The sequence below is a fragment of the Actinotignum inguinis genome (assembly GCF_051265835.1).
Classification (GTDB): domain Bacteria; phylum Actinomycetota; class Actinomycetes; order Actinomycetales; family Actinomycetaceae; genus Actinotignum; species Actinotignum timonense.
Genome location: NZ_JBOZDP010000007.1, coordinates 1 through 25,601, shown reverse-complemented (window position 1 = coordinate 25,601; position 25,601 = coordinate 1). Strand labels below are relative to the sequence as shown.

Annotated in this window: 18 protein-coding genes and 1 tRNA gene; 18 read left to right on the top strand and 1 reads right to left on the bottom strand. The window is 60.9% G+C overall.

Translation table 11 applies throughout. The annotated features are described in order from the left end of the window. The first annotated feature begins 178 nt into the window (after nucleotides 1-178). The 9 genes from ACRQFC_RS05105 to ACRQFC_RS05065 all read left to right on the top strand — a co-directional run bounded on the left by ACRQFC_RS05105 (nucleotide 179) and on the right by ACRQFC_RS05065 (nucleotide 12,605). Nucleotides 179-260, top strand: a tRNA-Leu gene (locus ACRQFC_RS05105). 228 nt (nucleotides 261-488) lie between these two features. Then, on the top strand, nucleotides 489-1,106 hold the full coding sequence (locus ACRQFC_RS05100; RefSeq protein ID WP_284890213.1) for an ANTAR domain-containing response regulator: 618 nt from the start codon (nucleotides 489-491) through the stop codon (nucleotides 1,104-1,106). A 178-nt stretch (nucleotides 1,107-1,284) separates the two neighbouring features. Further along, the gene (polA, locus tag ACRQFC_RS05095; protein ID WP_284890178.1) at nucleotides 1,285-3,963 is read left to right on the top strand and encodes a DNA polymerase I; all 2,679 of its coding nucleotides are present in this window, start codon (nucleotides 1,285-1,287) and stop codon (nucleotides 3,961-3,963) included. Nucleotides 3,964-4,199: 236 nt separating this feature from the next. After that, a complete protein-coding gene (rpsA, locus tag ACRQFC_RS05090) occupies nucleotides 4,200-5,684 on the top strand; it encodes a 30S ribosomal protein S1 (RefSeq protein WP_284890179.1) in 1,485 nt (494 codons plus the stop codon). 176 nt (nucleotides 5,685-5,860) lie between these two features. Further along, nucleotides 5,861-6,538 carry a dephospho-CoA kinase gene (gene coaE / locus ACRQFC_RS05085; protein ID WP_284890180.1) on the top strand — a complete coding sequence of 226 codons (678 nt, stop codon included), beginning with the start codon at nucleotides 5,861-5,863 and terminating at the stop codon, nucleotides 6,536-6,538. Between the two features lie 173 nt (nucleotides 6,539-6,711). After that, nucleotides 6,712-8,058 (top strand): gluconate:H+ symporter, encoded by a 1,347-nt coding sequence (locus ACRQFC_RS05080; RefSeq protein ID WP_284890181.1) that lies wholly within the window; start codon nucleotides 6,712-6,714, stop codon nucleotides 8,056-8,058. A gap of 74 nt (nucleotides 8,059-8,132) precedes the next feature. Then, on the top strand, nucleotides 8,133-9,008 hold the full coding sequence (locus tag ACRQFC_RS05075; protein WP_284890182.1) for a D-hexose-6-phosphate mutarotase: 876 nt from the start codon (nucleotides 8,133-8,135) through the stop codon (nucleotides 9,006-9,008). Between the two features lie 196 nt (nucleotides 9,009-9,204). Next, complete coding sequence (uvrB, locus tag ACRQFC_RS05070) at nucleotides 9,205-11,283, top strand: excinuclease ABC subunit UvrB (protein ID WP_284890183.1); 2,079 nt, start codon at nucleotides 9,205-9,207, stop codon at nucleotides 11,281-11,283. Nucleotides 11,284-11,549: 266 nt separating this feature from the next. Continuing rightward, on the top strand, nucleotides 11,550-12,605 hold the full coding sequence (locus ACRQFC_RS05065; protein WP_284890184.1) for a TerC/Alx family metal homeostasis membrane protein: 1,056 nt from the start codon (nucleotides 11,550-11,552) through the stop codon (nucleotides 12,603-12,605). A 93-nt stretch (nucleotides 12,606-12,698) separates the two neighbouring features. Here the strand turns inward: ACRQFC_RS05065 and ACRQFC_RS05060 are convergent, their stop codons facing one another. Then, complete coding sequence (locus ACRQFC_RS05060; RefSeq protein ID WP_284890185.1) at nucleotides 12,699-13,673, bottom strand: bile acid:sodium symporter family protein; 975 nt, start codon at nucleotides 13,671-13,673, stop codon at nucleotides 12,699-12,701. Nucleotides 13,674-13,745: 72 nt separating this feature from the next. Here ACRQFC_RS05060 and uvrA point away from each other — a divergent pair, with 72 nt between their 5' ends. The 9 genes from uvrA to secG all read left to right on the top strand — a co-directional run bounded on the left by uvrA (nucleotide 13,746) and on the right by secG (nucleotide 25,363). Continuing rightward, complete coding sequence (uvrA, locus tag ACRQFC_RS05055) at nucleotides 13,746-16,589, top strand: excinuclease ABC subunit UvrA (protein ID WP_284890186.1); 2,844 nt, start codon at nucleotides 13,746-13,748, stop codon at nucleotides 16,587-16,589. A 6-nt stretch (nucleotides 16,590-16,595) separates the two neighbouring features. Beyond that, complete coding sequence (gene uvrC, locus ACRQFC_RS05050; protein ID WP_284890187.1) at nucleotides 16,596-18,584, top strand: excinuclease ABC subunit UvrC; 1,989 nt, start codon at nucleotides 16,596-16,598, stop codon at nucleotides 18,582-18,584. Between the two features lie 92 nt (nucleotides 18,585-18,676). Then, nucleotides 18,677-19,624, top strand: a complete 948-nt coding sequence (rapZ, locus tag ACRQFC_RS05045; protein ID WP_284890188.1) for an RNase adapter RapZ — start codon at nucleotides 18,677-18,679, stop codon at nucleotides 19,622-19,624. Then, on the top strand, nucleotides 19,624-20,580 hold the full coding sequence (locus ACRQFC_RS05040; RefSeq protein WP_087070769.1) for a gluconeogenesis factor YvcK family protein: 957 nt from the start codon (nucleotides 19,624-19,626) through the stop codon (nucleotides 20,578-20,580). The genes rapZ and ACRQFC_RS05040 overlap by 1 nt, the downstream gene beginning before the upstream one ends. A gap of 84 nt (nucleotides 20,581-20,664) precedes the next feature. Further along, complete coding sequence (gene whiA / locus ACRQFC_RS05035) at nucleotides 20,665-21,651, top strand: DNA-binding protein WhiA (protein ID WP_026429333.1); 987 nt, start codon at nucleotides 20,665-20,667, stop codon at nucleotides 21,649-21,651. 245 nt (nucleotides 21,652-21,896) lie between these two features. Next, on the top strand, nucleotides 21,897-22,904 hold the full coding sequence (gene gap / locus ACRQFC_RS05030) for a type I glyceraldehyde-3-phosphate dehydrogenase (protein WP_284890189.1): 1,008 nt from the start codon (nucleotides 21,897-21,899) through the stop codon (nucleotides 22,902-22,904). A gap of 75 nt (nucleotides 22,905-22,979) precedes the next feature. After that, nucleotides 22,980-24,170 (top strand): phosphoglycerate kinase, encoded by a 1,191-nt coding sequence (locus ACRQFC_RS05025; RefSeq protein WP_284890190.1) that lies wholly within the window; start codon nucleotides 22,980-22,982, stop codon nucleotides 24,168-24,170. After that, nucleotides 24,170-24,946, top strand: coding sequence for a triose-phosphate isomerase (tpiA, locus tag ACRQFC_RS05020; RefSeq protein WP_435734649.1), 777 nt, complete (start codon nucleotides 24,170-24,172; stop codon nucleotides 24,944-24,946). The genes ACRQFC_RS05025 and tpiA overlap by 1 nt, the downstream gene beginning before the upstream one ends. A 171-nt stretch (nucleotides 24,947-25,117) precedes the next feature. Next, on the top strand, nucleotides 25,118-25,363 hold the full coding sequence (gene secG, locus ACRQFC_RS05015; RefSeq protein ID WP_016442760.1) for a preprotein translocase subunit SecG: 246 nt from the start codon (nucleotides 25,118-25,120) through the stop codon (nucleotides 25,361-25,363). Nucleotides 25,364-25,601 lie beyond the last annotated feature (238 nt).

The following is a 25,601-nucleotide window of genomic DNA, read 5'->3' as shown; positions in this document are numbered from 1 at the left end:
GGTGGGTGCCCGCTCGGAATAATCCGGGTGGGCACCCACCGCCGTTCCAATCGCCTCCGCGTCGCCCCATTTGAAATTTGGTGGCGGGTATGGTGAAATATTCTCTGCGTTTGCACAATAACCCGCGGTGATCCGGGCGATCCGGGCTCTCCCGCTGGTAGTATCGGCAGATGCACAAGCTCCTGTGGTGGAATTGGTAGACACACTGCACTCAAAATGCAGCGCCGCAAGGCGTGAGGGTTCGAGTCCCTCCGGGAGCACCGCGGCGATAAGCTTGAAGGCAATAACCTTGAAGTTAGCTGGGAATCTCTGGCCTGGTGTTTGCTCTGCACCGCGTGGTCTGACAGCATGGTAAGGGGCGCGTGAATTCCCGTTGCCGGTCATCAATCTCTCAAGGGTCAGAGAACACTTCGGTGTGGATGCAGGTGCAACATCGCACGCAGTAAATTTGGTTCAATCTATCCGGCATGCCGGTCGAAGGGGTCATGATGGCCAAGGGCACAGCGGGGCAATCCGCGGAGAACAAAGAAGCCATTCGGGTTCTTGTCGTTGAAGACGAAACTCTCATTCGCCTCGATATCGTTGAAACACTGGAAGATGCCGGGTATGAGGTTGTCGGGGAAGCTGGCGATGGCGAATCCGCTATCGAACTGGCCGGCGAACTCGAACCGGATCTTATTGTCATGGACGTGAAGATGCCCGGCATGGACGGCATCACCGCCGCGGACCGCATCCTGGAAGAACACCGCGTCGCTATTGTGATGCTCACCGCTTATTCCCAGCGTGACCTGGTGGAACGTGCCCGCGATGCCGGGGCGATGGCCTATGTGGTCAAGCCCTTCACGCCCGCTGATCTCATCCCGGCGGTGGAAATCGCGGTTTCGCGGAACCAGGAAATCGAAGCTCTGGAAAACGAAGTGTCCACCATGGCCGAACAATTTGAAACCCGTAAGCGGGTGGATCGGGCCAAGGGGCTGCTGGAATCGCAGATGGGCCTGACCGAACCGGAAGCTTTCCGCTGGATTCAAAAGACGTCCATGGATCGGCGCCTGACCATGCGCGAAGTGGCCGATGCCGTTATCGAACAGGTAGGCGGGAAGCACTAAGCTTGCGCCCCCGCAGCGTGCACCCGCCGAACTCGTAGCGGAAGCGGCGCACACGCGCTGCGGAACCCGCAGTACGAACCGCGAATACGCGTTGAGGAACCCGAACACGCTTTCAGCCAGCAGGCGCTCACCGGAAAACCGGTGGGCGCCTGTTTGCTATCTCGCGTAGGCTAGAGGGGTGAGTGACGAAAAATTCCTTCTTGTTGATGGCCATTCTATGGCGTTCCGTGCCTTCTACGCCCTGCGGGCGGAGAACTTCCTCACCGATCGCGGGCAGTACACCAACGCCGTTTACGGGTTCCTTTCCACCCTCCTGAAAATCATTGGCGACTACCACCCCGATTACATTGCCGTGGCCTTTGACCTGCCGGGAGGAACTTTCCGCACCCGCGTCTATCCCGATTACAAAGCGGGCCGGGCCCCCACCCCGGTGGAATTCGCCGGGCAAATTGATGTTATTAAAAGCGTCCTTGATGTTTGCGGAATCAGCTGGCTCACCTACGAAGATTACGAAGCCGACGATATTATCGCCACCCTCTCACGCCGGGCGGTGGAACACGGCGCGGATGTGTATATCGCCTCAGGTGATAAAGACTCCTACCAGCTCGTTGATGAGCACACCACAGTGCTCTATCCCATGCCGCGCTCGACCATGCAGGTCCTCGACCCGGCAGGTATCGAAAAGAAAACCGGGGTACGCCCGGAACGGTACGCTGACCTGGCCGCACTCGTGGGGGAGGGTGCCGATAATATTCCCGGCGTGCCCGGGGTCGGCCCGAAAACCGCGGCGAAATGGCTCGCGAACTACGGTGACCTCGACTCCATCCTCGCCCGCGCTGACGACATCGGTGGAAAAGTGGGGGCCTCCCTGCGCGAGCACTTGGATCAAGTCCGCCAGAATCGCTCCCTCAACACCCTCGTGCGTGACCTTCCCATAGGGGAGAACCTCGAGGAATTCCGCCCGCGTGGAGTGGAGCGGGAAGCATTGCACGAACTCTTCGACACCCTCGATTTTGATACCTTGCGCGGGCGTGTCCTCACCGAATTACCGTCGCGCGACGGCGCATCTGAATCCGATGCGCCGGCCGGATTTACTCTTGCCGGCCTGGAAATCACCACCTCCGGGGTACGCGCGTGGCTTGACCAGCACGCCGACGCCCCGTTCTTTGGCCTCGACATCGCCGGGCCGGCCAGCCCGGGTGCGGGGCGCGTGGAGGCAATGGCGATTGGCACGGCCCACGCGGCCCTGCTTCTCGATACGCACACCATGAACGAAGAGGACACCGCCCAGGTGCGGGCCTGGCTGGAATCGGATGCCCCGAAAGTGGTGCACGGCGCCAAAGAAGCCTGGCATCGGGTACGCGGGCAGGGTGCCGAATTGCGCGGCGTCGTACGGGATACCGTACTGTGTGCTTACCTTCTCTATCCCGATCAGCGCAGCTATGACCTCGGTGACCTGGCGCTGCGCCACCTCGGTGTTGATTTGGGGGACGGGGGAGTGCTGCCCGGACTGGACGGGCAGGCTGACCCGTTGGCGGCACGCGCTGCGCTCCTTGGCCCACTGTCTGAGAAATTACTCGGAGAATTGACGCAGCGCGGGGAAGATGGTGCCCTGCTCGACCTGGAAATGGATGTGGCGCGCACTCTCGCGCGCATGGAGGACACCGGGATTGCGGTAGACGGTCCCTACCTTGAAAAACTCCGGAAGGATTTTGACGGGCGGGTGGAGGCCGCAGCGCGGCTTGCCTATGATGCCATTGGCCACAAGGTAAATCTCTCCAGCCCCAAGCAGCTCCAGGGGGTGCTGTTCGACGAATTGGACTTGCCCACCACCCGGAAAACCAGATCCGGGTACACCACGAATGCGGAGGCGCTGGCTGATCTTGCCGTGCGTATCGCACCCCGGGAAGATGATAAGGCGGTGGCCGGAACCCAATTCCTCGGGGCGCTCCTCGAGCACCGCGACGCCATTAAATTACGGCAATCCGTGGAAGGCTTGCAGCGCAATACCCGAGCGGATGGAAAAATCCACACCACCTACCAGCAGGCGGTGGCCGCCACCGGGCGACTCTCCTCCACGGATCCGAATCTCCAGAATATTCACGCGCGTACGTCCGAAGGGCTTCAAATCCGCTCCGCCTTTATCCCCTCGGAGGGCTATGCGGCACTTATGACCGCGGATTACTCCCAGATTGAAATGCGGATTATGGCCTCGCTTTCCGGTGATGAAGCTCTTATCACCGCCTTTAATGAAGGCGAAGACCTGCATTCTTCGGTGGCCTCCCTCGTCTTCGGGATTCCCGAAAACGAGGTGAGTAGCCAGCAGCGCTCCCGTATTAAAGCGATGAGCTACGGCCTGGCCTACGGGCTCTCCGCCTACGGGCTTTCCCGCCAGCTCCATATTTCTGCCCACGATGCCCAAGAGCTCATGGACACCTATTTTGCGCGCTTCGGGAAAGTACGTGATTACCTCGATTCCCTCGTGGTGAAAGCCCGCGAAGATGGCTATACCCAAACCCTGCTGGGGCGGCGGCGCTACCTGCCGGAACTGCGCTCCACGAACCGCCAGCTGCGCGAAGCATCCGAGCGGATGGCCCTCAATGCGCCTATACAGGGCAGCGCCGCGGATATTATCAAGATCGCCATGGTGGCGGTGGTGGAAGCCCTGCGTGAAGCCGGGTTGCGCAGCCGAGTCCTCCTCCAGGTTCATGACGAACTGGTGCTGGAAGTAGCGCCCGGCGAGCACGAGGCCGCGGAGGAGATTGTGCGCCGGGAAATGGCCGGGGCTGCCCAGCTGCGGGTACCCCTCTCCGTCGGGGTGGGCTACGGCCCCAATTGGCGTGAGGCAGCCCACTAGAACGGTTGACAGCGGTTCACGCGAACGGCCCGCAACAGCTTCCCTGCAGGCTCGCTGAACCGCCCGCAACGCCCCGTGAGAACGGGGCTCACGCCACTCCGATTTCAGCCCGGATACCTTGCACTAGCCAAGCTTTTCCGCGTAGTATGGAGAACTGGTGTGAGCACCCGCCGCACTGGCCGATATCCATCGGTCCCAAGCAAATATTCACAATAGTGTCCGGAAGTTATCAGTTAATGACTAATACCACCCCCGAGTCTTCGACTCTCCCCGAGATTGCCGTCAACGATATCGGCTCCGAGGAAGAACTTATTGCCGCCGTCGATAAGACGATCAAGTACTTTAACGATGGTGACCTCGTCGAAGGAACCGTTGTCAAGGTCGACCATGACGAAGTGTTGCTCGACATTGGCTACAAAACCGAGGGTGTTATTCCCTCCAAGGAACTTTCGATCAAGCACGATGTCAATCCCGATGATGTCGTGGAAATTGGCGACCAGGTAGAAGCCCTCGTCCTCCAGAAGGAAGACAAGGAAGGTCGTCTCCTCCTCTCGAAGAAGCGTGCGCAGTACGAACGCGCCTGGGCTGAAATTGAGAAGATCAAGGAAGCTGATGGTGTCGTGACCGGTACCGTCATCGAAGTCGTCAAGGGCGGCCTGATTGTTGATATCGGGCTGCGTGGCTTCCTGCCCGCTTCGCTCGTTGAAATGCGCCGCGTGCGCGATCTGCAGCCCTACATTGGCCGCGAACTCGAAGCGAAGATCATCGAACTTGATAAGAACCGCAATAACGTGGTTCTTTCCCGCCGCGCTTGGCTGGAAGCATCCCAGTCCCAGGCCCGTGGCGAATTCCTGCACCAGCTCCAGAAGGGCCAGGTGCGCGAAGGTTTCGTCTCCTCCATCGTCAACTTCGGTGCCTTCGTGGACCTCGGCGGTGTGGACGGCCTCGTTCACGTTTCCGAACTGTCCTGGAAGCACATCGACCACCCGTCCGAGGTTGTCGAAGTTGGCCAGCCCGTCACCGTCGAAGTTCTCGATGTTGATATGGACCGCGAGCGTGTCTCGCTCTCCCTCAAGGCCACCCAGGAAGATCCCTGGCAGTCCTTCGCCCGCACCCACGCGATCGGCCAGATCGTTCCGGGTCGCGTGACCAAGCTCGTTCCCTTCGGCGCTTTCGTGCGCGTGGAGGACGGCATCGAAGGTCTCGTCCACATTTCCGAGCTGGCTTCCCGCCACATCGACACCCCGGAAGAGGTTGTCAAGGTGGGCGACGACGTCTTCGTCAAGGTCATCGATATCGATCTGGACCGCCGCCGCATCTCGCTCTCCCTCAAGCAGGCGAACGAAGGCGTGGATCCGAACTCCCAGGACTTCGATCCCTCGCTCTACGGCATGGCCGCTGATTACGACGAAAACGGCAATTACAAGTACCCCGAAGGCTTCGATCCCGAATCGAACGAATGGCTCGAGGGCTACGAAGCTCAGCGCGAGGCATGGGAGAATGAATACGCCCAGGCCCAGGCCCGTTGGGAAGCGCACAAGGCCCAGGTTGCTGCCGCGCTCGAAGCCGATGCTGCCGCCGGTGCCCAGGCTGCTGCCGCTGCCGAACCGGCCGCGGATATCCCGGCCAGCTACAGCTCCACCTCCGAACCGAGCGGCTCGCTTGACTCGGATGCTGATGAAGCTCTCGCCGCTCTGCGTGAGAAGCTGACCAACAACTAAGGTTCGCGTTTCCGCGGGTAGCAGCTAGACTGCCGCGCGTAGCAGGGGAACGTCCAGGCTATAGCCCATAGCAGCACGCTACCGCGAGTCAACACCTTGTACCGCCGCCGGCGTACCTCTTCGGGGGAGCGCCGGCGGCGTTTTCTTTCTCCCGGGCGCATTGTTAAGCTGAAACGGTGAACGCACTAACAATCGGGGGAGCCAGCGCACAACTGCTGCGCCCCTTCACCCACCCGCGCGGCCGCGCCCTGCGGGTCGCGGTATCCGGCGGCATCGGCGCCGGCAAATCCACTGTCACCCAGGTCCTGCGCAAACGCGGCGCGATCATCGCCGACGCCGACGCCCTCGCTCGGGAAATCACCGCCCCGGGTAGTCCTGTTCTCGCGCAACTCGCTGCCGCATTCGGTCCCGATATTTTAAACGACGACGGCGCCCTCAACCGGGCGGCCCTCGCCGCACATATCTTCACTAACCCGGTCGCCCGCCACCGGCTCGAAGCCCTCACCCATCCCGCCATCATCGCGCGGGCCCGGGATATCCTCGCCAGTGCCGCCCCTGGCCAACTGGCGGTCTACGATGTGCCGCTCCTGGTAGAAACCCGCGCTGATCGCGAAGTCGATTGCGTCATTATTGTGGCGGCCCCGGAAGAACAACGAATTGAGCACCTGCGGGGCCGGGGGATGACCCGGGCCGATGCCCAAGCCCGGATGCGCAACCAGGTAGATGATGAGGCCCGCCGCGCCCTGGCCCATATTTGGATCTGGAATGCGGGAAGCCGCGCGGAGCTGGAGAACCTTGTTACCCAGTGTGCGGAGAGCTGGCTGGCGGCGCCGCAGGCGCCGGCGTCGTCGTAAAAGAATCAAGAGAAACGCAAGTAAAAAGGTGACCGGCACCGTGTTTACTCTCAGCGTAAGAGGGAGTACCATTTACAGATAGTGAAATGACCGTTTCGCTATATGGTACGTCTCGTCGCCACGAAGCAACGATGCGCGGCGATGGGGCCTAAAATTTGAGAGGTTAAAAAGCTATGCCAATTGTTTGGCTGCTCGTGGGCATTGCGTTGATGCTCGTGCTCAACATCGTGTTCAAGGTGAATTCGATGCTCGCGCTGTTGCTCGCCGCCGTGGTGGTGGCGCTCTGTAACGGCATGGGCCCGATGGAAACTCTCAAGACCGTCACCACCGGTTTTGGTTCTACGCTGGGTTCGCTCGCCATTATCGTTGTTTTCGGTGCAGTTATCGGCCGCCTCATGGTGGACTCCGGTGCGTCTCACGTGCTGGCATCGGGGCTCATCCGCCGCTTCGGACTGCGCTTCGTGCGCATCGCCGTCATTATCATCGGTCTTATTTTCGGCCTGGCGATGTTCTACGAAGTTGCCTTCCTCATGATTGCTCCGCTCGTTATTTCTATTGCTCAGGAAGCAAAGGTGCCGTGGCTGCGCCTGGCCATTCCGGCCGTCTGCGCCACCACGGTTGCTCACTCCATCTTCCCGCCGCAGCCCGGTCCGGTTGCGCTCATTGACCAGTACCACGCGGATGCCGGCATGGTGTACCTCCTCGGTATTCCCATGGCTATCCTCTGGGTCATCGTGGGTGGCGTGCTGCTGCCCAAGGTGCTCGGCAACCTCGAGCGCCCGGTGCCGAAGTTCATGTCCGGTGATGAAAACGATAAGGAAGCCGCGGTCAATCCGCCCTCGTTCTTCGTTTCCCTCATCGTGCCGCTCAGCCCGGCCATCATTATGATCTCGGTGACCATCGCTAATATTTGGGTGGATAAGGAATCGACGCTGGGCCAGTGGCTCAACTTCTTCGGCTCCTCCCCGGTGGCCATGTCCGTGGCGCTGGTGCTCGCCATGCTGCTCTTCGGTATTCAGCGCGGGCACAAGGGCGAATGGGTTATGGACAAGTTCAATAAGGCCGTCTCCATTATTGCCGGCGTTGTCATGATTATCGGTGCCGGTGGCGCCTTCAAGCAGGTTGTTATCGACTCCGGTATCGGCGATTACATCGGCGGCTTCATGAGCGCGGGCGCGGTTTCGCCCTACATCATGGCGTGGTTCATTACCGTTCTTATCCGCCTGGCCACCGGCCAGGGCGTGGTGTCCGCGATGACCGCCGCCTCCATTATTGGTGCGGCTGTTATGGACCCGGCGACCGGCGTGATGCAGGCGGGCGTGGATCCCACGCTCCTCGTGCTCGCCACCGCCGCGGGCTCCAACTTCATGACGCATATTAATGACGCGTCCTTCTGGCTCTTCAAGGAATACTTCGATCTGTCCATCAAGGACACCCTGAAGACGTGGGGCGGCCTGCTCGCCTCCGGTTCGCTGGTCTCACTGGCGTACGTAATGTGCCTCTCGCCGTTCTTCGGCTAAGGCATGAGCAAGAAGATGCGGGCGGCCGGTATGGTCGCCCGCATCGCACACATAAAGAAAAACAAGGAGTACACATGACGCAGAGCATTCCCTTTGCCGAGCAGAATATCGCCGGCGTCAGCCTCGTCACCCGTGGGGACCTGAGCGCGCTGGAGATTAACACCGATACCGTATCTGGTACCGTTTTCCCCTACGGCGCCCACGTTGCCTCCTGGAAACCGGCTGGCTTCGAGGACGTCCTCTACATGAGCGAACTATCCGGCCTCACGCAGGGCACTCCTATCCGGGGTGGTATCCCGGTGGTAGCCCCGTGGTTCGGCCCGTCGGATAACGGCCTGCACGGCTGGGCCCGCATCCAGGATTGGACCCTCGAATCCGTGAGTGGGGATTCCACCGCGGTGGAAGCGACCTTCACCCTCGCGGGCAGCGCCCTGGGCGGAGAGCTGGGCGATTCCCTCCAGCTCGCCTACACCGTGCACCTGGGCAGCGATTTCTGGGTACGGCTGAGCGCGACCAATACCGGCACGGAAAACATTGCCCCGGAGCTGGCTCTCCACGCCTACTGGGCGGTGGATGCCCAGGCGCTTCGCATCGAAGGTATCGAAGAGGGCGGTATTGATCGCCTCGCCGATAATGCGCAGCTGCCGGCCGGGCCCTTTGAGGCACTCGAAGGCCAGACCGTGGATCGTTTCTACCCCTTCGCGGGCGATATTGTGCTCGTGGACGCGGGCGGGAACCGTAAGATCACCCTGAGCTCGGAAGAATCCGATAAGTCCGTGGTGTGGAACCCGGGCACGAAGGGCTCGGCCGCGAATGCGGATATGCCCGATGATGCCTGGAAGCATTTTGTGTGCGTGGAAGCGACCCGGGTGCGCGAAGGCGCCCCGCAGCTCGCGCCGGGGGAGAGCGCCACGCTCACCCTGCACGCCACGGTTGAGCAGCTCGGCTAAGTTGTCCCGGCGGCTCAGTTTTCTCGGTTGCTACGTTCGCCCAGCAGCGAGAAAACGTAGTTGAACGCAACCGATAGTCGTTTGTTACGACGACGGCGCCCAGTGGCCGGATACCGTCCCGAATTCTTCGGGCCGTTATCCGGCCACTGGCGTATTTCATACCCCAATCCGGGACCGGGCTAGTAAGCTCGCCACTATGGCTCTTGATTCTGAGATTGTGCGCAGCGATAAGCCTTTTGAAGTGATTTCCGAGTACCGCCCCTCGGGTGATCAGCCCGCCGCGATTGCCGAACTCACCCGCCGCATTAACGACGGCGAAAAGGACGTGGTGCTACTGGGAGCCACCGGTACCGGAAAATCCGCCACCACCGCCTGGCTTATCGAACAGGTGCAGCGCCCCACCCTCATTATGGAGCCAAATAAAACCCTGGCCGCGCAAATGGCGGCAGAATTCCGCGAACTCATGCCCAATAACGCGGTGGAATACTTTGTTTCCTATTACGATTACTACCAGCCGGAAGCCTACGTTCCCCAAACCGATACCTTTATCGAAAAAGATTCCTCCATTAACGATGAGGTAGAGCGCCTGCGCCATTCGGCTACCAATTCGCTCCTTACCCGGCGGGACACCGTGGTGGTGGCATCCGTTTCCTGCATTTACGGCCTGGGCACCCCGCAGGAATATGTTGATCGCATGGTGCAACTCCACGTGGGCCAGCAACTGGACCGCGATGAGCTGCTCCGCACCTTCGTGTCCATGCAATACACCCGTAACGATATTGCTTTCACCCGCGGCACCTTCCGAGTGCGGGGCGATACCGTGGAGATTATCCCGGTGTACGAAGAGCTGGCTATCCGCATTGAATTCTTCGGTGATGAGATTGATGGAATTTCCCTCCTCCACCCGCTCACCGGGAATGTTATCCAACGCACCGATACCGCGCATGTGTTCCCGGCCTCCCACTATGTGGCCGGCCCCGAACGCATGGAACGCGCTATCCGCTCCATTGAGGAAGAACTTGCCGAACGCCTGGAGTATCTGCGCGCCCATAATAAGCTTCTCGAGGCGCAACGCCTGGAAATGCGCACCAGCTACGATATTGAGATGATGCGCAATATTGGAACAACTTCCGGTATTGAAAACTATTCGCGGCATATTGACGGGCGTGGCCCGGGTACCGCCCCGAATACCCTCCTCGATTATTTCCCCGACGATTTCCTCCTTATCCTCGATGAATCCCACGTGACTGTTCCCCAGATTGGGGCCATGTACGAAGGGGATATGTCCCGTAAGCGCACCCTGGTGGAATACGGCTTCCGGCTGCCCTCCGCCATGGATAACCGCCCCCTCAAATGGGAGGAATTCCTCGACCGCATCGGCCAAACCGTGTACCTATCCGCGACGCCTGGCAAATATGAACTTGGCCAAGCGGACGGCGTCGTCGAACAAATTATTCGACCCACCGGTTTGGTGGATCCCCTTATTAAAGTCAAGCCCACCGAAGGGCAGATCGATGATCTGCTCGAAGAAGTGCGGCTGCGGGCCGAACGCGATGAGCGGGTCCTCGTCACCACGCTGACGAAGAAAATGGCTGAGGATCTCACCGCGTACCTGGCGGATCGCGGGGTGCGGGTCGAGTACCTGCATTCGGATGTGGATACCCTGCGCCGCGTGGAGCTGCTGCGGGAGCTGCGGCTCGGGAAATTCGATGTGCTCGTGGGTATTAACCTGCTGCGCGAGGGCCTGGATCTTCCGGAAGTATCGCTCGTGGCGATTCTCGACGCCGATAAGCAGGGCTTTTTGCGTTCCACCACCTCGCTTATTCAGACCATCGGGCGTGCGGCCCGTAATGTTTCCGGGGAAGTGCATATGTACGGGGATAGCATCACTCCGAATATGCAGCAGGCTATTGATGAAACGAATCGGCGCCGGGAGAAGCAGCTCGCCTACAACCGGGAACACGGTATTGATCCGCAGCCGCTGCGCAAACGCATCGCGGATGTGACCGATATGCTGGCCCGCGAGGATGTGGATACCGAACAGCTGCTCGCCGGCGGGTATCGCCAGGAACCCGCGCATGCCCGGGCCCGCGCTTCGGAAGCGGAAATCGCCCGCGCGCAGGGCGGGAAAGAGCTGCGCGAACTCATTACCGAGCTCACCGCGCAGATGCACGCGGCCGCCGAACAGCTCCAATTTGAGCTCGCGGCGCGCTACCGCGATGAAATCAAGGATCTGAAAAGCGAGCTGTGGCATTCCCAGCAGGCCCAAAAATAAAACGGCTGCACGGGAGCGGCACCGGAGGCACACGCGAGCCGTGCGCCCGCAAGCGCGCACCACGCACGGTACGCAAACCACATATGAAACGCGGCTCGGCGCCGCTCCCCATCGTGTAAAGTGTGCACTCGTGGAGGGGAGTATTCCCATCAACCACCGATTCGTCAGCACGAGACCCACCCGGGTCGTCCGGATCGGAGACCTGCCGCGGCCGTGCGCCCGGCGGGTGGGGAGAGACCTCCGGTCATTCCATCCGGAGGGTATTTATGCTTTCATACGCCACGGGTGTGCTGCCGTTCACGAGCACGCCCGAGCAGATGTCGGTCCATGTGGCCGAGTGGATTCTGCTTTTCGTCGTCGTTATCGGTATTTTCGCCTTTGATCTGCTGTCCCATGTGCGCAAACCGCACGAACCCAGCATGAAAGAATCGGCCGGTTTCCTGCTGTTCTATATTTTCTTGGCCGTCTGCCTGGGCGGATACCTGTGGTGGCGCCACGGAGATACCTTCGGATTGCAATTCTTCAGCGTCTGGGGCGTGGAATATTCACTTTCCGTCGATAATATCTTCGTCTTCATTATTATTATGGGCTCCTTCGCGGTTCCCCGTGCCCTCCAGCAAAAAGTGCTGTTCTGGGGCATTGTTATTGCGCTGTGCCTGCGCTTTATTTTCATCGTGCTGGGCAAAGTTATTGTGGAATCCCTGGCCTGGTCCTTCTTCCTCTTCGGTGCCTTCCTGCTGTGGACCGCATTCTCGCAGGTCAAAGAGGGGCTCTCGGAAAGCGAACCGACGGGCGAAGAAGCCGATAACTTCTTCGTGCGCCTGGCGCGCCGCACCCTCCCGGTGGCCGAGGATTACCACGGCGACCACTACATCGTGAAGCGCGGCGGCAAGCGTTATATCACCCCGCTACTGCTGTGCATTATCGCCATCGGCGGGATCGACCTCATGTTCGCCCTCGATTCCATCCCGGCCTCCTTCGGTTTCACCACCGAACCCTTCATTATTTTCGCGGCAAACGCCTTCGCGCTCATGGGCCTGCGCCAGATGTTCTTCCTGGTCGACGGCCTGCTCGAACGCCTCGTTTACCTGCACTTCGGCCTGGCCGCAATCCTCGCCTTCATCGGCTTCAAACTCATTTTCGAAGCCCTGCACCATTACGATATTGCCACCGGTTTCTTCGAGTTCACGCCGCTGAGCTCGCTGCTCGTCATCGTGGTCATTATTGTGGTGACGGTGGTGGCGTCCCTGCTTCGCTCGCGTTCTCTCGCGCGTAAGGAGAAGAACGACGACGACGGCGCAGCTGGCGGCGGCGCTAACTAAGGTGGTGCGTGCCGGTAGCACGAGGCGCGTCAGGCACCAGCCAGACTAGCGGGGTCATCGGCGTGGAACCGGGCTCATTGCTGTGGCGCCGCACTAATCGGCGCTGCGCCGCGCCAGGCGGCGAGCCAGAATCGCGCACACAAAAATTTGTAACTGGTGGAAAATAACCACCGGAACTGACAGCGGGGCGACCGTGGCCGGGGAGAATAGTGCCTTGGCCATCGGGAGCCCCGTTGCCAATGATTTCTTCGAACCGCACATGAGCACCACGATGCGATCCTCCACGGTCATCCGCGCCAGACCCCCGAGCCACCAGGTAATCGAAAGCATGGCGGCTAGCAGTACGCAGCACAGGGCGAGCAGGCCGAGGATCGTCCAGAGCGTCACCCCCGCCCAGGCACCTTCCGCGGTGGCATTGAGCACGGAGGAGAGCACGATGAGGATAATCGAGGTGTTATCAACCGTGCGCACCAGCCGCGGGTGAGCCCGAAACCAAGTGCCCACCCAGGGCTGAAGGCACTGCCCGATAATAAAGGGCAGGAGCAGCTTGAGGAGCACCGAATTAATTGATCCGGCCGAAGCGCCCTCCACGTGCAGGAAAAGCAGCACCAACAGCGGGGTGAGGAAAATCCCAGCAATATTGGAGACGGTAGCGGAAGTGACGGCGGCGGCCACATTCCCGCGGGCAATGGACACCATGGTTACCGAGGACTGGATGGTGGAAGGCAGTAGCGCCAGGTAGAGGAAACCGAGGGCGAATGCCGGGCCCAGAAAAGGCGCCACCAGGTGGCCCAGGGCAAAACCAAGAAGCGGGAAAATCAGGTAGGTGCACAGGAACACCAGACCTTGGAGTTTAATACTGCGCAGCCCGGCCAGCACGTCCCGGGTGCGCAGCCGCATCCCGTACACCAGAAAAACGCAGGCCACCGCGAGGTCGGAAACCGTACCCAGGTGCGCCCGAACCACACTGCGTGCCGGAATAAGAAGCCCGGCGATCATCGCGAGGATAATGCCGGCCACCAGGGGATCGGGCCGGTAGCGGAGGAGACGTGCTCGGTTACGTGCCATGGGAACCAGCCTAGCGTGAACATTGCACCATCCGGTTATCGAACCTGTGTTCAACCGTGTAAGCTTGGCCGGGTGAGTGATGTTATCCATGTCCAGGGCGCGCGGGAAAATAACCTCCGTAATATCACGGTCGATATTCCCCGCGATCAACTCGTTGTCTTTACCGGGCTTTCGGGTTCCGGTAAATCTTCCCTGGCTTTTGACACCATTTTTGCCGAAGGGCAGCGCCGCTACGTGGAATCGCTGAGCTCCTACGCTCGCATGTTCCTCGGCCAGATGGATAAACCGGATGTGGACCTTATCGAGGGGCTCTCCCCGGCGGTATCCATCGATCAGAAATCCACCAACCGTAACCCGCGCTCCACGGTGGGCACGGTTACGGAAGTCTATGACTACCTGCGTTTGCTGTACGCGCGGGCTGGGGTGCAGTACTGCCCGGAATGCGGCGCGAAAATCACCGCCCAAAGCGCCCAGCAAATCGTGGATACCCTCCTCACCTACCCGGAAGGTACCCGTTTCCAGATTCTCGCCCCGGTGGTACGTGACCGCAAGGGCGAATATGCGGATGTGTTCACGGATCTCGCCCAGGCCGGCTACACCCGCGCCCGGGTCGATAGCGAAGATATCCGCCTGGACAACCCGCCCAGCCTCGATAAGAAATTGCGCCATAATATCGACGTCGTTGTTGATCGCCTGGTGGTGCGCGAAGGCATCACCAGCCGCCTCACCGATTCGGTAGAACAGGCCCTCGGGCTCTCCTCCGGGCTCATGGTGGTGGAATTCGTGGACGCAGCCGAAGGCGAAGAACGCTCCCGGCGTTTTTCCGAGCACCGCTCCTGCCCGAACGGGCACGCCCTCGCCCTGGAAGAAATCGAACCGCGCACGTTTTCTTTTAACGCCCCCTACGGGGCTTGCCCGGCGTGCGATGGCCTGGGCTCCACCCTGGAAGTAGATCCGGACCTTGTAGTTCCGCATCCGGAAAAAACTCTCCGGGAGGGCGCCATCGCCCCGTGGACGAGCCACCAGGATTTCTTCACCCGCCAGATGGAAGCCCTGGGGGAGGAACTCGGCTTCGATGTGGATACCCCCTGGCAGGACCTCCCCAAGAAAGCGCGGAAGGCCCTGCTGGAGGGCAATAACTACAAGGTGACCGTCAAGTACCGCAATCGCTGGGGCCGGGAAAAAACCTATGCCACCGGTTTCGAGGGGGTCCTCGGCTACGTCAAACGCAAGCACGGGGAAACCGAATCCAGCTGGTCGAAGGAACGTTACGAAGGCTATATGCGGGAGATTGCCTGCTCGGCCTGCCACGGTGCCCGCCTCAAGCCGGATGTGCTGGCGGTGCGCATCGGAAACCTCAATATTTTCGAGCTGTGCTCCCTCGCCATCGACGACGCCAAAGCCTTCCTCGACTCCGTTGAACTCGATGCGCGCCAAGCCCAGATCGCCGCGCAGGTACTGCGCGAAATCCAGGTACGGATGGGATTCCTCGTGGATGTGGGGCTGTCCTATCTCACCCTGGCGCGGGGCGCCTCCACGCTTTCGGGCGGGGAAGCCCAGCGTATCCGCCTCGCGACCCAGATCGGTTCCGGCCTGGTGGGCGTGCTTTACGTGCTCGACGAACCCTCTATCGGCCTCCACCAGCGCGATAACGAAAAACTCATCGGCACCCTCGTTAAGCTCCGCGACCTGGGGAATACCCTTATCGTCGTCGAACACGATGAAGAAACGATTCGCACCGCCGATTACGTTATTGATATCGGCCCGGGTGCGGGAGAATTCGGGGGGCACGTTGTGTACGCCGGAGACGTTGCGGGTTTGAGTGCGTGCGAAGAATCCGTGACCGGTGCCTATCTATCCGGGAAACGTGCTATAACGACGCCGCAGCAGCGGCGCACTGTTGATCCGCAGCGGAAAATCACGGTGCGGGGCGCCCGGGAAAATAACCTCAAAAATGTGGAGGTGTCTTTCCCCCTCTCTACCTTTATCGCGGTGACCGGGGTGTCCGGCTCCGGGAAATCCACCCTCGTCAATCAGATCCTCTACCGTTCCCTAGCGAACCAGCTCAACGGCGCCCATACCGTTCCGGGGCGCCACCGGGAGGTCACCGGGGCAGGGGAACTCGATAAGGTGGTGCACGTGGATCAGTCTCCTATCGGACGCACCCCACGCTCAAATCCGGCCACCTACACCGGAGTATGGGATAAAGTGCGCCAGCTCTTCGCCCAAACCCAGGAGGCAAAGGTGCGCGGCTACGGCCCGGGGCGCTTCTCCTTTAACGTCAAGGGCGGCCGCTGTGAAGCCTGCAAGGGCGATGGCACCGTGAAAATTGAGATGAACTTCCTTCCCGATGTGTATGTGCCCTGCGAGGTCTGCCACGGCACCCGCTACAACCGGGAAACCCTGGAAGTGAAGTACCGCGGGAAGAACGTCTCTGAAGTTCTTAATATGACTATTCACGAGGCCGCGGAATTCTTCGATCCCATTACGAATATCACCCGCTATCTCACCACCCTGGAACGGGTGGGCCTGGGCTACGTACGTTTGGGGCAATCGGCCACCACGCTTTCCGGTGGGGAAGCCCAGCGCGTCAAGCTCGCTTCGGAATTGCACCGCCGCTCCAGCGGCCGCACCGTCTACATCCTGGATGAGCCCACCACGGGCCTGCATTTTGAGGATATCCGCAAACTCCTCCTGGTGCTGCAATCCCTCGTGGATAAAGGCAATACCGTGATTGTTATCGAGCATAATCTCGATGTCATTAAATGCGCGGATTGGGTTATTGACATGGGGCCGGAAGGAGGCGCCGGCGGGGGCACCGTCGTCGCCACCGGAACCCCGGAACAGATCGCCGCGGTGCCAGAATCCTATACCGGGCAATTCCTCCGCCCGCTCCTGGAGGAGACGAGGAGGTGACCGGCCGTGGCTGATCCACGCAGCTACCGCCCGGCGCCGTCGTCCATTCCCACCGACCCGGGCGTCTACCGTTTCGTGGACGGTGAAGGGCGCATTCTTTACGTCGGGAAAGCGAAGAATCTACGCAACCGGCTCCAGAATTATTTTCAGCCGCCCGAACGCCTCATCCCGCGTATCCGCACCATGGTGCATACCGCCACCAATGTGGTGTGGGTGGTGGTGGGCAGTGAAATCGAGGCCCTCACCCTGGAGTACTCCTGGATTAAGGAATTCGAACCGCCCTTCAACGTGATGTTTCGGGATAATAAGTCCTATCCCTACCTGGCGGTTTCCCTGGGGGAGGAGTTCCCGCGCGCCTATATCACCCGGGAAAAGCACCGCAAAGGCACCCTGTACTTCGGGCCGTACACCAAGGTGTGGGCGATCCGGAAAGTGCTGGACGCTCTGCTTCCCGTCTTCACTATGCGCTCGTGCTCTGATGCGGAATTTCGGCGGGGGCAGCGCACCGGCAAGCCCTGCTTCAATACCCATATCGGGCTGTGTAACGGGGCCTGCGCCGGGCTGGTGAGCGCGGCGGAGAATCGCGCCGTCGCCGAAGAATTCGTAAAATTCATGGAATCGGACGGCAGCGATTTTATTCGCGCCCGCACCGCGGAAATGAAAAAAGCAGCTGCCGTGGAAGATTTTGAACGCGCCGCGAAACTACGCGATGAAATCACCGCGATGAAAACCGCAACCGAACGCAATGTTGTGGTCTTCGATTCCAATCTCAACGCCGATATTATCGGGCTGGAATCCGATGAAATTGATGCCTCGGTCCAGATTTTTTACGTGCGCGGCGGGCGAATCCGCGGGCAGCGCGGCTGGGTGACGGAAACCGAAGGTACCAAACCGGCCGATATTATCAACGCGCTGCTCCTCCATATTTACGGCAATCCCGAATATGACTCCTACCGCGGGGTGGGCACCCAGGGGGACCGGACCGTGCGGGCCGGCACCTCCGTTGATGACCGCGACCACGTACCGCCCGGGGCCATCCCGGGGGAGATCTGGGTGCCGGTTTTCCCCACGGATCGGGCCGGGCTGGAACGCTGGCTTGCCGAGCGGCGCGGCGGGCCGGTCCACCTCAAACGCCCCCAGCGCGGGCCGAAAGCCCAGCTCGCGGATACCGTGCACGCGAATGCCAAACAGGCTTTTGACCGTAACAAGCTGGCGCGGGCCGCCGATATTACTGTTCGCTCCCAAGCCCTGGAAGAACTGCGCATCGGCCTGGATTTGGATCGCGCCCCGCTGCGCATCGAAGGCTACGATATTTCCCATACCCAGGGTCACCAACAGGTTGGCTCCATGGTGGTCTTCGAAGACGGCCTGAAGAAAACCTCCGATTACCGTCATTTCATCGTGCGCGGGCCGGAAGGCCAGGGGGCGCGCGATGATACCGCCGCGATGGACGAAGTGCTGCGCCGCCGGCTGCGCCGTTTAAACGACGACGCCGCGCACGCCGCCGATGCCGGCGGCGTGGAAGACGAAGGCGCGCCCACCGCGGTACCGCGCCGTTTCGCCTACCGCCCCGACCTCCTCGTGGTGGACGGCGGGCTCCCGCAAGTCAATGCTGCCCAGCGGGTAGTCGATGAGCTCGGTGCCGATGTGCGAGTGGTGGGCCTGGCCAAACGCCTGGAAGAAGTGTGGATCCCGGGGGAGGAGTTCCCGGTTATTTTCCCGCGTACCTCGCCCGCGCTGCGCCTGCTCCAGCAACTACGCGATGAATCGCATCGCTTCGCCATTACCTTCCACCGCAAGAAACGCGGCCAGGCAATGACCCGCTCCGCGCTCGACGCCATCCCAGGGCTGGGCCCGGCCAAGCAAAAGAAATTGCTGAACGCGCTCGGCTCGGTCAAACGCATCCGGGACGCCAGCATCGAGGAGCTCACCGAAGTACCGGGCATCGGCCCGGTGCTCGCGGCAGCCATTAAGGAAGCACTGGGTGAAGAATAACGGGGTGGCTTCGCGCAAACTGGGTGCGGTAGCCATTAACGAAGCCCCGCCGGAGGAGTAACGCGGACCGCGCCGTGTGGCATGATGGAGATATGAGTGACACGCGTGACATCAACGATACTTCCCGTATCCCCGCCATCGTTCCGGCCGCTGATTGCAGCACGGAACTACCGCCGGCCAACGTCCCGGAAATCATTATTGTGACGGGAATGTCCGGCGCGGGGCGCTCCCGAGCGGCTGCCACCCTGGAGGACCTGGGCTGGTACGTGGTAGATAACCTCCCGCCGCGCCTGCTCAGTGCCCTGGCCGGGCTGCTCTCCGGAAATGGGAAAGTGACGCGGATGGCCGCGGTGGTGGATGTGCGCTCCCGGGAATTCTTCGCCGAACTCCTGGGAGTCCTCACCGATCTCACGAATAGCGGTATTAATTACCGCATTATTTTCCTGGATGCCGATGATGCGTCGCTGGTGCGCCGCTACGAAAGCGTGCGCCGGCCCCACCCGCTCCAGGGCCACGGCCGGCTTTATGACGGCATTACCGCGGAACGCAAACTCCTCGCGGACCTGCGCAGCCGCGCCGATTCCGTGATCGATACCTCCCGGCTCTCCGTCCACGATCTTTCCCGGAAAATCCGCCACCTCGTGGGCGAAACCTCCGGAACAGAAGCCACCCGCGTCACGGTCATGTCCTTCGGCTTCAAATACGGCCTGCCGCTGGACGCGGATAATGTGGCCGATGTGCGCTTCCTGCCCAATCCTTACTGGATTTCCGAGCTGCGCCACCTGAGCGGCCACGATGAACCGGTGGCTCATTTCGTGCTGGAGCAGGACGGCGCGGAGGCTTTTGTGCGCGAGTACTCCCACCTCATCCACACCATCCTGGCCGGCTACGCCCGCGAACTTAAACCCTTCACCACCATCGCCATTGGCTGCACCGGCGGGAAGCACCGCTCGGTGGCCATCGCGGAAGCGGTATCCGAAGCGCTACGGGCGGCCGGACATTCGGTGCGCACCATCCACCGTGATTTGGGGCGCGAATAATGGGCGGGCGCGGTAGTCGCGGCCCGCGCGTCGTCGCCCTCGGTGGCGGTCACGGCCTGTACGCCTCACTTTCGGCCCTGCGACTCATCACCCAAAACATCACCGCCGTGGTCACCGTTGCGGACGACGGCGGCTCCTCGGGGCGCCTCCGCGATGAATTCAACGTGATTCCACCCGGAGATTTGCGCATGGCGCTGTCTGCTTTATGCGACGACGGCGAATGGGGCCAGACCTGGCGCGACGTCCTGCAATACCGTTTCTCCTCCGAAGGTCCCCTCAACGGGCACGCGATGGGGAACCTCCTCATCGTGTCCATGTGGGAACAATTGGGGAGCACGGTTTCCGGCCTGGACTGGGTGGGCCAGCTGCTGCGCATTGACGGGCGGGTACTACCCATGTCACCCATTCCGCTGGAGATCGAGGCGCGAGTCATTGATGAGGAAGACGGCCCCCAGCTCTATCGCGGGCAGGTGGCGGTGGCAACGGCCCGCGGCAAAGTGGAGCACGTCAGCCTCATTCCGGAGAATCCTCCCGCCCAGCCAGAAGCAATCGCCGCTATCGACGAAGCCGATTGGATCGTATTCGGGCCGGGTTCCTGGTACACCTCGGTTATTCCCCACCTCATGGTTCCCGATCTGCACGCAGCCCTGGTGCGCTCCCCGGCCCGCCGGGTCCTCGCCCTCAATCTGCGTACCGAGCGCGAAACCTGGGGGATGAGCGCCGCGGATCATATCCGTTCCTTCGCCCGCCACGCCCCTGATCTGCGCATTGACGTGGTGGTGGCCGATCCGCGCAGCGTGGACGATATTGGCGAAGTGGCCGCGGAAGCCGAAGGCATCGGGGCCACTCTCATGCTGCGACAGGTTAGAATGGGCGATAATCGCGCACGTCACGATGCGCTACGTTTGGCCGCTGCCTATCGGGATGCCTTCGAAGGCGTCATAGGAGATTCCTAAATCGGAAGCTCCCGCACGGGGAAGAATCCACAACCGGGATATTCCCTGGTCAGCAGCGGTCCCACCATAGAAGGAAGGGGAGTCGTGTCCGCGTTAACACGTACGGTGAAAGATGAGTTAGCCACCGTTACACCGGCCTCGCTTTCCGCCGCTCTGGCTGAACTCACCGCGATGTTCCGGTACGGCGGGGGATTGGCCGTGCGTTCGCGCACCCTGGAACTGGTGGCCGAAGTGGGCCACCGCCCTACCGCGCAGCGCCTGTGGGAATTGGTGCGCCAGCTTTTCTCCGTGGAACCGGAACTTCTTTCCGTCTCCTCGCAGATGCGGCAGGGCCAGCGTTTCCTGGTGCGCTCCTCGGAAAATACCGAGCGCATCGCCGTGAAACTCGGGCTCCTGGACGCGCACGGCCGGCCGGTGCGGGGGCTTCCGCCCGCGGTGGTGGGCGGCTCGAAAGCCGATGCGGGCGCTGCCTGGCGCGGAGCTTTCCTGGCGCGGGGCACCCTCATGGAACCCGGGCGCAATGCTTCCCTGGAGATCATTTGCCCGCGACTCGAGGCAGCCTACGCCCTGGGCGGGCTGGCCCGTCGCCTCGATATTCCCTACCGGGTACGCGAATCGCGCGGGGCCCACCGGATCGATATCCGCGGGGGAGAAGCGATCTCCGATATGCTCACCCGCATGGGCGCCAATGATGCCGTGCTGCGCTGGGAAGAATTACGTGTGGAACGGGAAGTCCACGGCACGGTTAACCGTCTTGCTAATTTCGACGACGCAAATATGCGTCGCAGTGCCGATGCCGCTGTTATCGCGGTGATCCGGGTCAAGCGAGCATTTGAAATTCTCGGCACGGATGTGCCGGATAATTTGCGGGCGGCTGGCGAAGCCCGCATTGCCCACCCGGAAGATTCCCTCAACCTGCTCGGGGAGCAACTCACCCCGCGCGCCACGAAAGATGCGGTGGCCGGGCGCTTGCGTCGGCTGAATTCCATGGCGGATAAACGGGCCAAGGAGCTGGGCATTCCGGACACCATGGCCGCGGTACGGGCGGCAGGGCACACGGCAATGTCCTAACGCGCGGTAGCGCGTTCGCCGTCGTCGAAATATAGAACAGTCAAAAATGGGACTAAGGGCGTGTTATGCCGTTCTCAAGTTTCGCTCTGTGCCAAAGCTCGCAAGCTCCTTCCAACTGGCATTAGCCCCAGCCGAACGTGACCGGTAGAATAGTGAGTGGTTCCGAGAGAAGTTCTCGGACGGACTTCTCAAAGACAAGAAGTCGAGTTGGAAACGCGCTAGCTGGCGCGTGAGGAGGATAAAGAGTGACTGTACGCGTTGCTATTAACGGCTTCGGCCGTATTGGTCGTGCCGCTGTCCGCGCAGCCCTCGCCGAGGGTGCGGATTTCGAGATCGTCGCGGTCAATGACCTGACCGATATCAAGACTCTCGCCCACCTGCTGAAGTATGACACCGCCGGCGGCCGCCTCCCCGTGGAGATTGAAGCAACCGAAGATGGATTCGTGCTCGACGGCAAGAAGATCAAGGTTCTTGCCGAAAAGGATCCGGCCAACCTCCCGTGGAAGGAACTCGAGGTTGATATCGTTCTCGAGTGCACCGGCCGCTTCCGCACCGGTGAAGCCTGCCAGGCTCATATCGAAGCCGGCGCCAAGAAGGTTCTTATTTCCGCCCCGGCGAAGGGTGAAGATGCCACCTTCGTTATCGGCGTGAACTCCGATCAGTACGATCCGGCCAAGCACAATATTATTTCCAACGCTTCCTGCACCACGAACTGCCTCGCCCCGGTGGCGAAGGTCCTCGTGGACAAGTTCGGCATCAAGAAGGGTCTCATGACCACGATCCACGCTTACACCGCGGATCAGAACCTGCAGGACGGCCCCCACAAGGATCTGCGTCGCGCCCGCGCGGCCGCGCAGAACATGGTCCCCACCACCACCGGTGCGGCCAAGGCCGTGGCTCTGGTTCTTCCCGAACTCAAGGGCAAGCTCGATGGTTACGCCGTGCGCGTCCCCACCATCACCGGCTCCCTCACGGATCTCACCTTCGAAGCTGAGAAGTCCGATGTCACCGTGGAAGAAATCAACGCCGCGATGAAGGAAGCCTCCGAAGGCGCTCTCAAGGGCACCCTCGCTTACACCGAGGATCCCATCGTTTCTTCGGACATCATCGGTGATCACCACCAGTCCATCTTCGATGCCGGCCTCACCAAGGTGATGGACGGCCAGGTCAAGATCGGCGCTTGGTACGACAACGAATACGGCTACGCCGCTTCCCTCGTGAAGCTTGCCAACCTCGTTGCGAGCAAGCTCTAAAGATCAAGCGATGAGCTGATGTGAAGCCCGTGCGTGCGCTAGCGCGCACGGGCTTCCCTACGCGAAAGGAAAAATATGAGGACTATTGAATCGCTCGGTGACCTCACCGGCAAGAAGGTTTTTGTTCGTTCCGATTTCAACGTTCCGCTGGACGGGGATCGCATCACCGATGACGGCCGTATCCGCGCCGCGCTGCCCACCATCAAGCGACTTCTCGACGCCAAGGCGAAGGTCATCGTTACCGCGCACCTGGGCCGCCCCAAGGGCGAACCGAAGCCGGAATTCTCCCTCGCTCCGGTAGCCAAGCGCCTGGGCGAACTCCTCGGCCGTGAGGTCCCCCTCGCGGAGGACACCGTGGGCCCGGATGCCAAGGCCAAGATTGAGGCCCTGAACGACGGCGACATCGTGCTGCTCCAGAACGTGCGTTATGACAAGCGCGAGGATTCGAAGGTCGATGCTGACCGCGAAGCTCTCGCCAAGGAATACGCCGCGCTGGCCGATGTGTTCGTGTCTGACGGTTTCGGTGTGGTGCACCGCAAGCAGGCCTCGGTTTACGATATTGCGAAGCTGCTGCCCTCGGCCGCCGGTGAGCTTGTTGCCAAGGAAATTAATTCGCTGTCCAAGGCCACCGCGGATCCGGAGCGCCCCTACACCGTGGTGCTGGGTGGCTCCAAGGTCTCCGATAAGATCGGCGTGATTGAGAACCTCCTGGACAAGGCTGATGTTCTCCTCATCGGCGGCGGTATGGCCTTCACCTTCCTGCGCGCCAAGGGTTATGAGATCGGCTCCTCGCTGTGCGAAGATGACCAGATCGAAAAGGCCCGCGAGTACCTGGAGACCGCGTCCAATAAGGGCGTGGAGCTGCTCCTGCCGGTTGACGTCGTCGTCGCCGATAAGTTCGATAAGGACGCCGAGTCCGAAATCGTTTCCGCTTCCGATATGCCCGCCAACGGTATGGGCCTGGACATCGGGCCGGAAACCGTGGCCGAATACGCGGAGAAGATCGCTTCCTCGAAGACGATCGTCTGGAACGGCCCCATGGGCGTCTTCGAGTTCCCGGCCTTCGCCGAAGGCACGAAGGGCGTTGCCCAGGCCATGCAGGACGCCGAAGGCTTCACCATCGTTGGTGGCGGTGACTCTGCGGCGGCCGTGCGCATCCTCGGCTTCGACGAAGAGAAGTTCAACCACATTTCCACCGGCGGTGGCGCTTCCCTCGAATTCCTCGAGGGTAAGACCCTGCCCGGTATCGCTGTTCTGGAGGATTAATGGCACGCACCCCCCTGATGGCGGGTAACTGGAAGATGAATATGGATCATCTTGAGGCTACCCACCTTGTCCAAAAAGTCGCGTGGACCCTGGATGACGCCGGTTTCACCTACGGTGATGTGGATGTGGCGGTTTTCGCCCCCTACACCGACCTGCGTTCCATCCAGACTCTGTGCGAATCGGATGAGCTGCGCATCGCCTACGGTGCCCAGGATGTGTCCGTGCATGACGAAGGCGCCTACACCGGCGAAATCTCCACCTCGATGCTGTCCAAGCTCGGGTGCAGCTACGTCATCGTGGGCCATTCGGAGCGGCGCGCCTACCACGGCGAAAGCAACGAACTCATCGGCCAGAAGGCACAGAAGGTTCTTGGCGCTGGCATGACGCCTATCGTCTGCTGCGGTGAAGAACTCGAGGTGCGCAAGGAAGGCCGGCACGTGGAGTACGTCGTCTCCCAGATTGACGAACTCTTCGCCGGTTTCCAGGCCGCGGATATTGCCAAGCTCGTCATCGCCTACGAGCCCATCTGGGCTATTGGCACCGGAGAAGTGGCCACCCCGGAAGACGCCCAGGAAGTCTGCGGTGCCATCCGGGCTCGCATCGAGGAAACCTTCGGTGCGGAGGCAGCTGCCGCGGTTCGCATCCAGTACGGCGGATCGGTCAAGGCGGCTAACGTCCAGGAGATTATGGCCCAGCCTGATGTTGACGGTGCCCTCGTGGGTGGCGCCAGCCTCAAGGCGGAGGAATTCGCGAAGATCGTGATGTTCCGCGGCTAAAAAGGATAGCGGCTAGGAACGATCACCGAGGTGTACCGGCCTGGCCCTCGCGTGCGGGGTGGGATTCTTCCCACCCCGCACGTTTTATTTCCCGCTGGCCGGTGTCACCAGGTACACTAGCCAAGGACTCTATTACTCTCCGGGTGCACGAAGCACCCGAAAGGACTGGAAATGAAAGCTTTGCTCATTACCTGCGAAGTACTTATGCTCATCACCAGCATCTTCCTCACGCTCTCCATCTTGCTGCACAAAGGCAAGGGCGGCGGTATCTCCGATATGTTCGGTGGAGGTATTTCCACGTCCATGCGTTCCTCCGGGGTAGCCGAGCGCAACCTCAACCGTATCACCGTGGTGCTGGCCCTCATCTGGGGCATTTCCATTATTCTTATTGGTCTCATCGTCAAGGTCGGCATCTAAGCCCCGAGAGTTTTCACAAGGCGTTAATATAGCCCTTAAGCAGCGGGGCCGGTACGTAATATCTACGTACCGGCCCCGCTTCGCACGCTGCTTCTCGCGGCTGAGTGCATCACGTCGCGTACAACAGCGCTATCCGTCTACGGCTGCAGCAGGTTATACATGGCCTATAGGACACTTGGTGTTGGTTTTATCCGGACTTTTCGGCTTGCTAGCGGGCTAAAGTCGGGTTCAAACTCGG

Excerpts from the sequence above, each read along its gene's own strand:
- secG (WP_016442760.1), top strand. The coding sequence starts at position 25,118 with ATGAAAGCTTTGCTCATTACCTGCGAAGTACTTATGCTCATCACCAGC.
- ACRQFC_RS05100 (WP_284890213.1), top strand. The coding sequence starts at position 489 with ATGGCCAAGGGCACAGCGGGGCAATCCGCGGAGAACAAAGAAGCCATT.
- ACRQFC_RS05040 (WP_087070769.1), top strand. The coding sequence starts at position 19,624 with ATGGGCGGGCGCGGTAGTCGCGGCCCGCGCGTCGTCGCCCTCGGTGGC.
- rpsA (WP_284890179.1), top strand. The coding sequence starts at position 4,200 with ATGACTAATACCACCCCCGAGTCTTCGACTCTCCCCGAGATTGCCGTC.
- ACRQFC_RS05025 (WP_284890190.1), top strand. The coding sequence starts at position 22,980 with ATGAGGACTATTGAATCGCTCGGTGACCTCACCGGCAAGAAGGTTTTT.
- ACRQFC_RS05080 (WP_284890181.1), top strand. The coding sequence starts at position 6,712 with ATGCCAATTGTTTGGCTGCTCGTGGGCATTGCGTTGATGCTCGTGCTC.
- ACRQFC_RS05075 (WP_284890182.1), top strand. The coding sequence starts at position 8,133 with ATGACGCAGAGCATTCCCTTTGCCGAGCAGAATATCGCCGGCGTCAGC.
- ACRQFC_RS05065 (WP_284890184.1), top strand. The coding sequence starts at position 11,550 with ATGCTTTCATACGCCACGGGTGTGCTGCCGTTCACGAGCACGCCCGAG.
- rapZ (WP_284890188.1), top strand. The coding sequence starts at position 18,677 with ATGAGTGACACGCGTGACATCAACGATACTTCCCGTATCCCCGCCATC.
- uvrB (WP_284890183.1), top strand. The coding sequence starts at position 9,205 with ATGGCTCTTGATTCTGAGATTGTGCGCAGCGATAAGCCTTTTGAAGTG.
- ACRQFC_RS05060 (WP_284890185.1), bottom strand. The coding sequence starts at position 13,673 with ATGGCACGTAACCGAGCACGTCTCCTCCGCTACCGGCCCGATCCCCTG.
- tpiA (WP_435734649.1), top strand. The coding sequence starts at position 24,170 with ATGGCACGCACCCCCCTGATGGCGGGTAACTGGAAGATGAATATGGAT.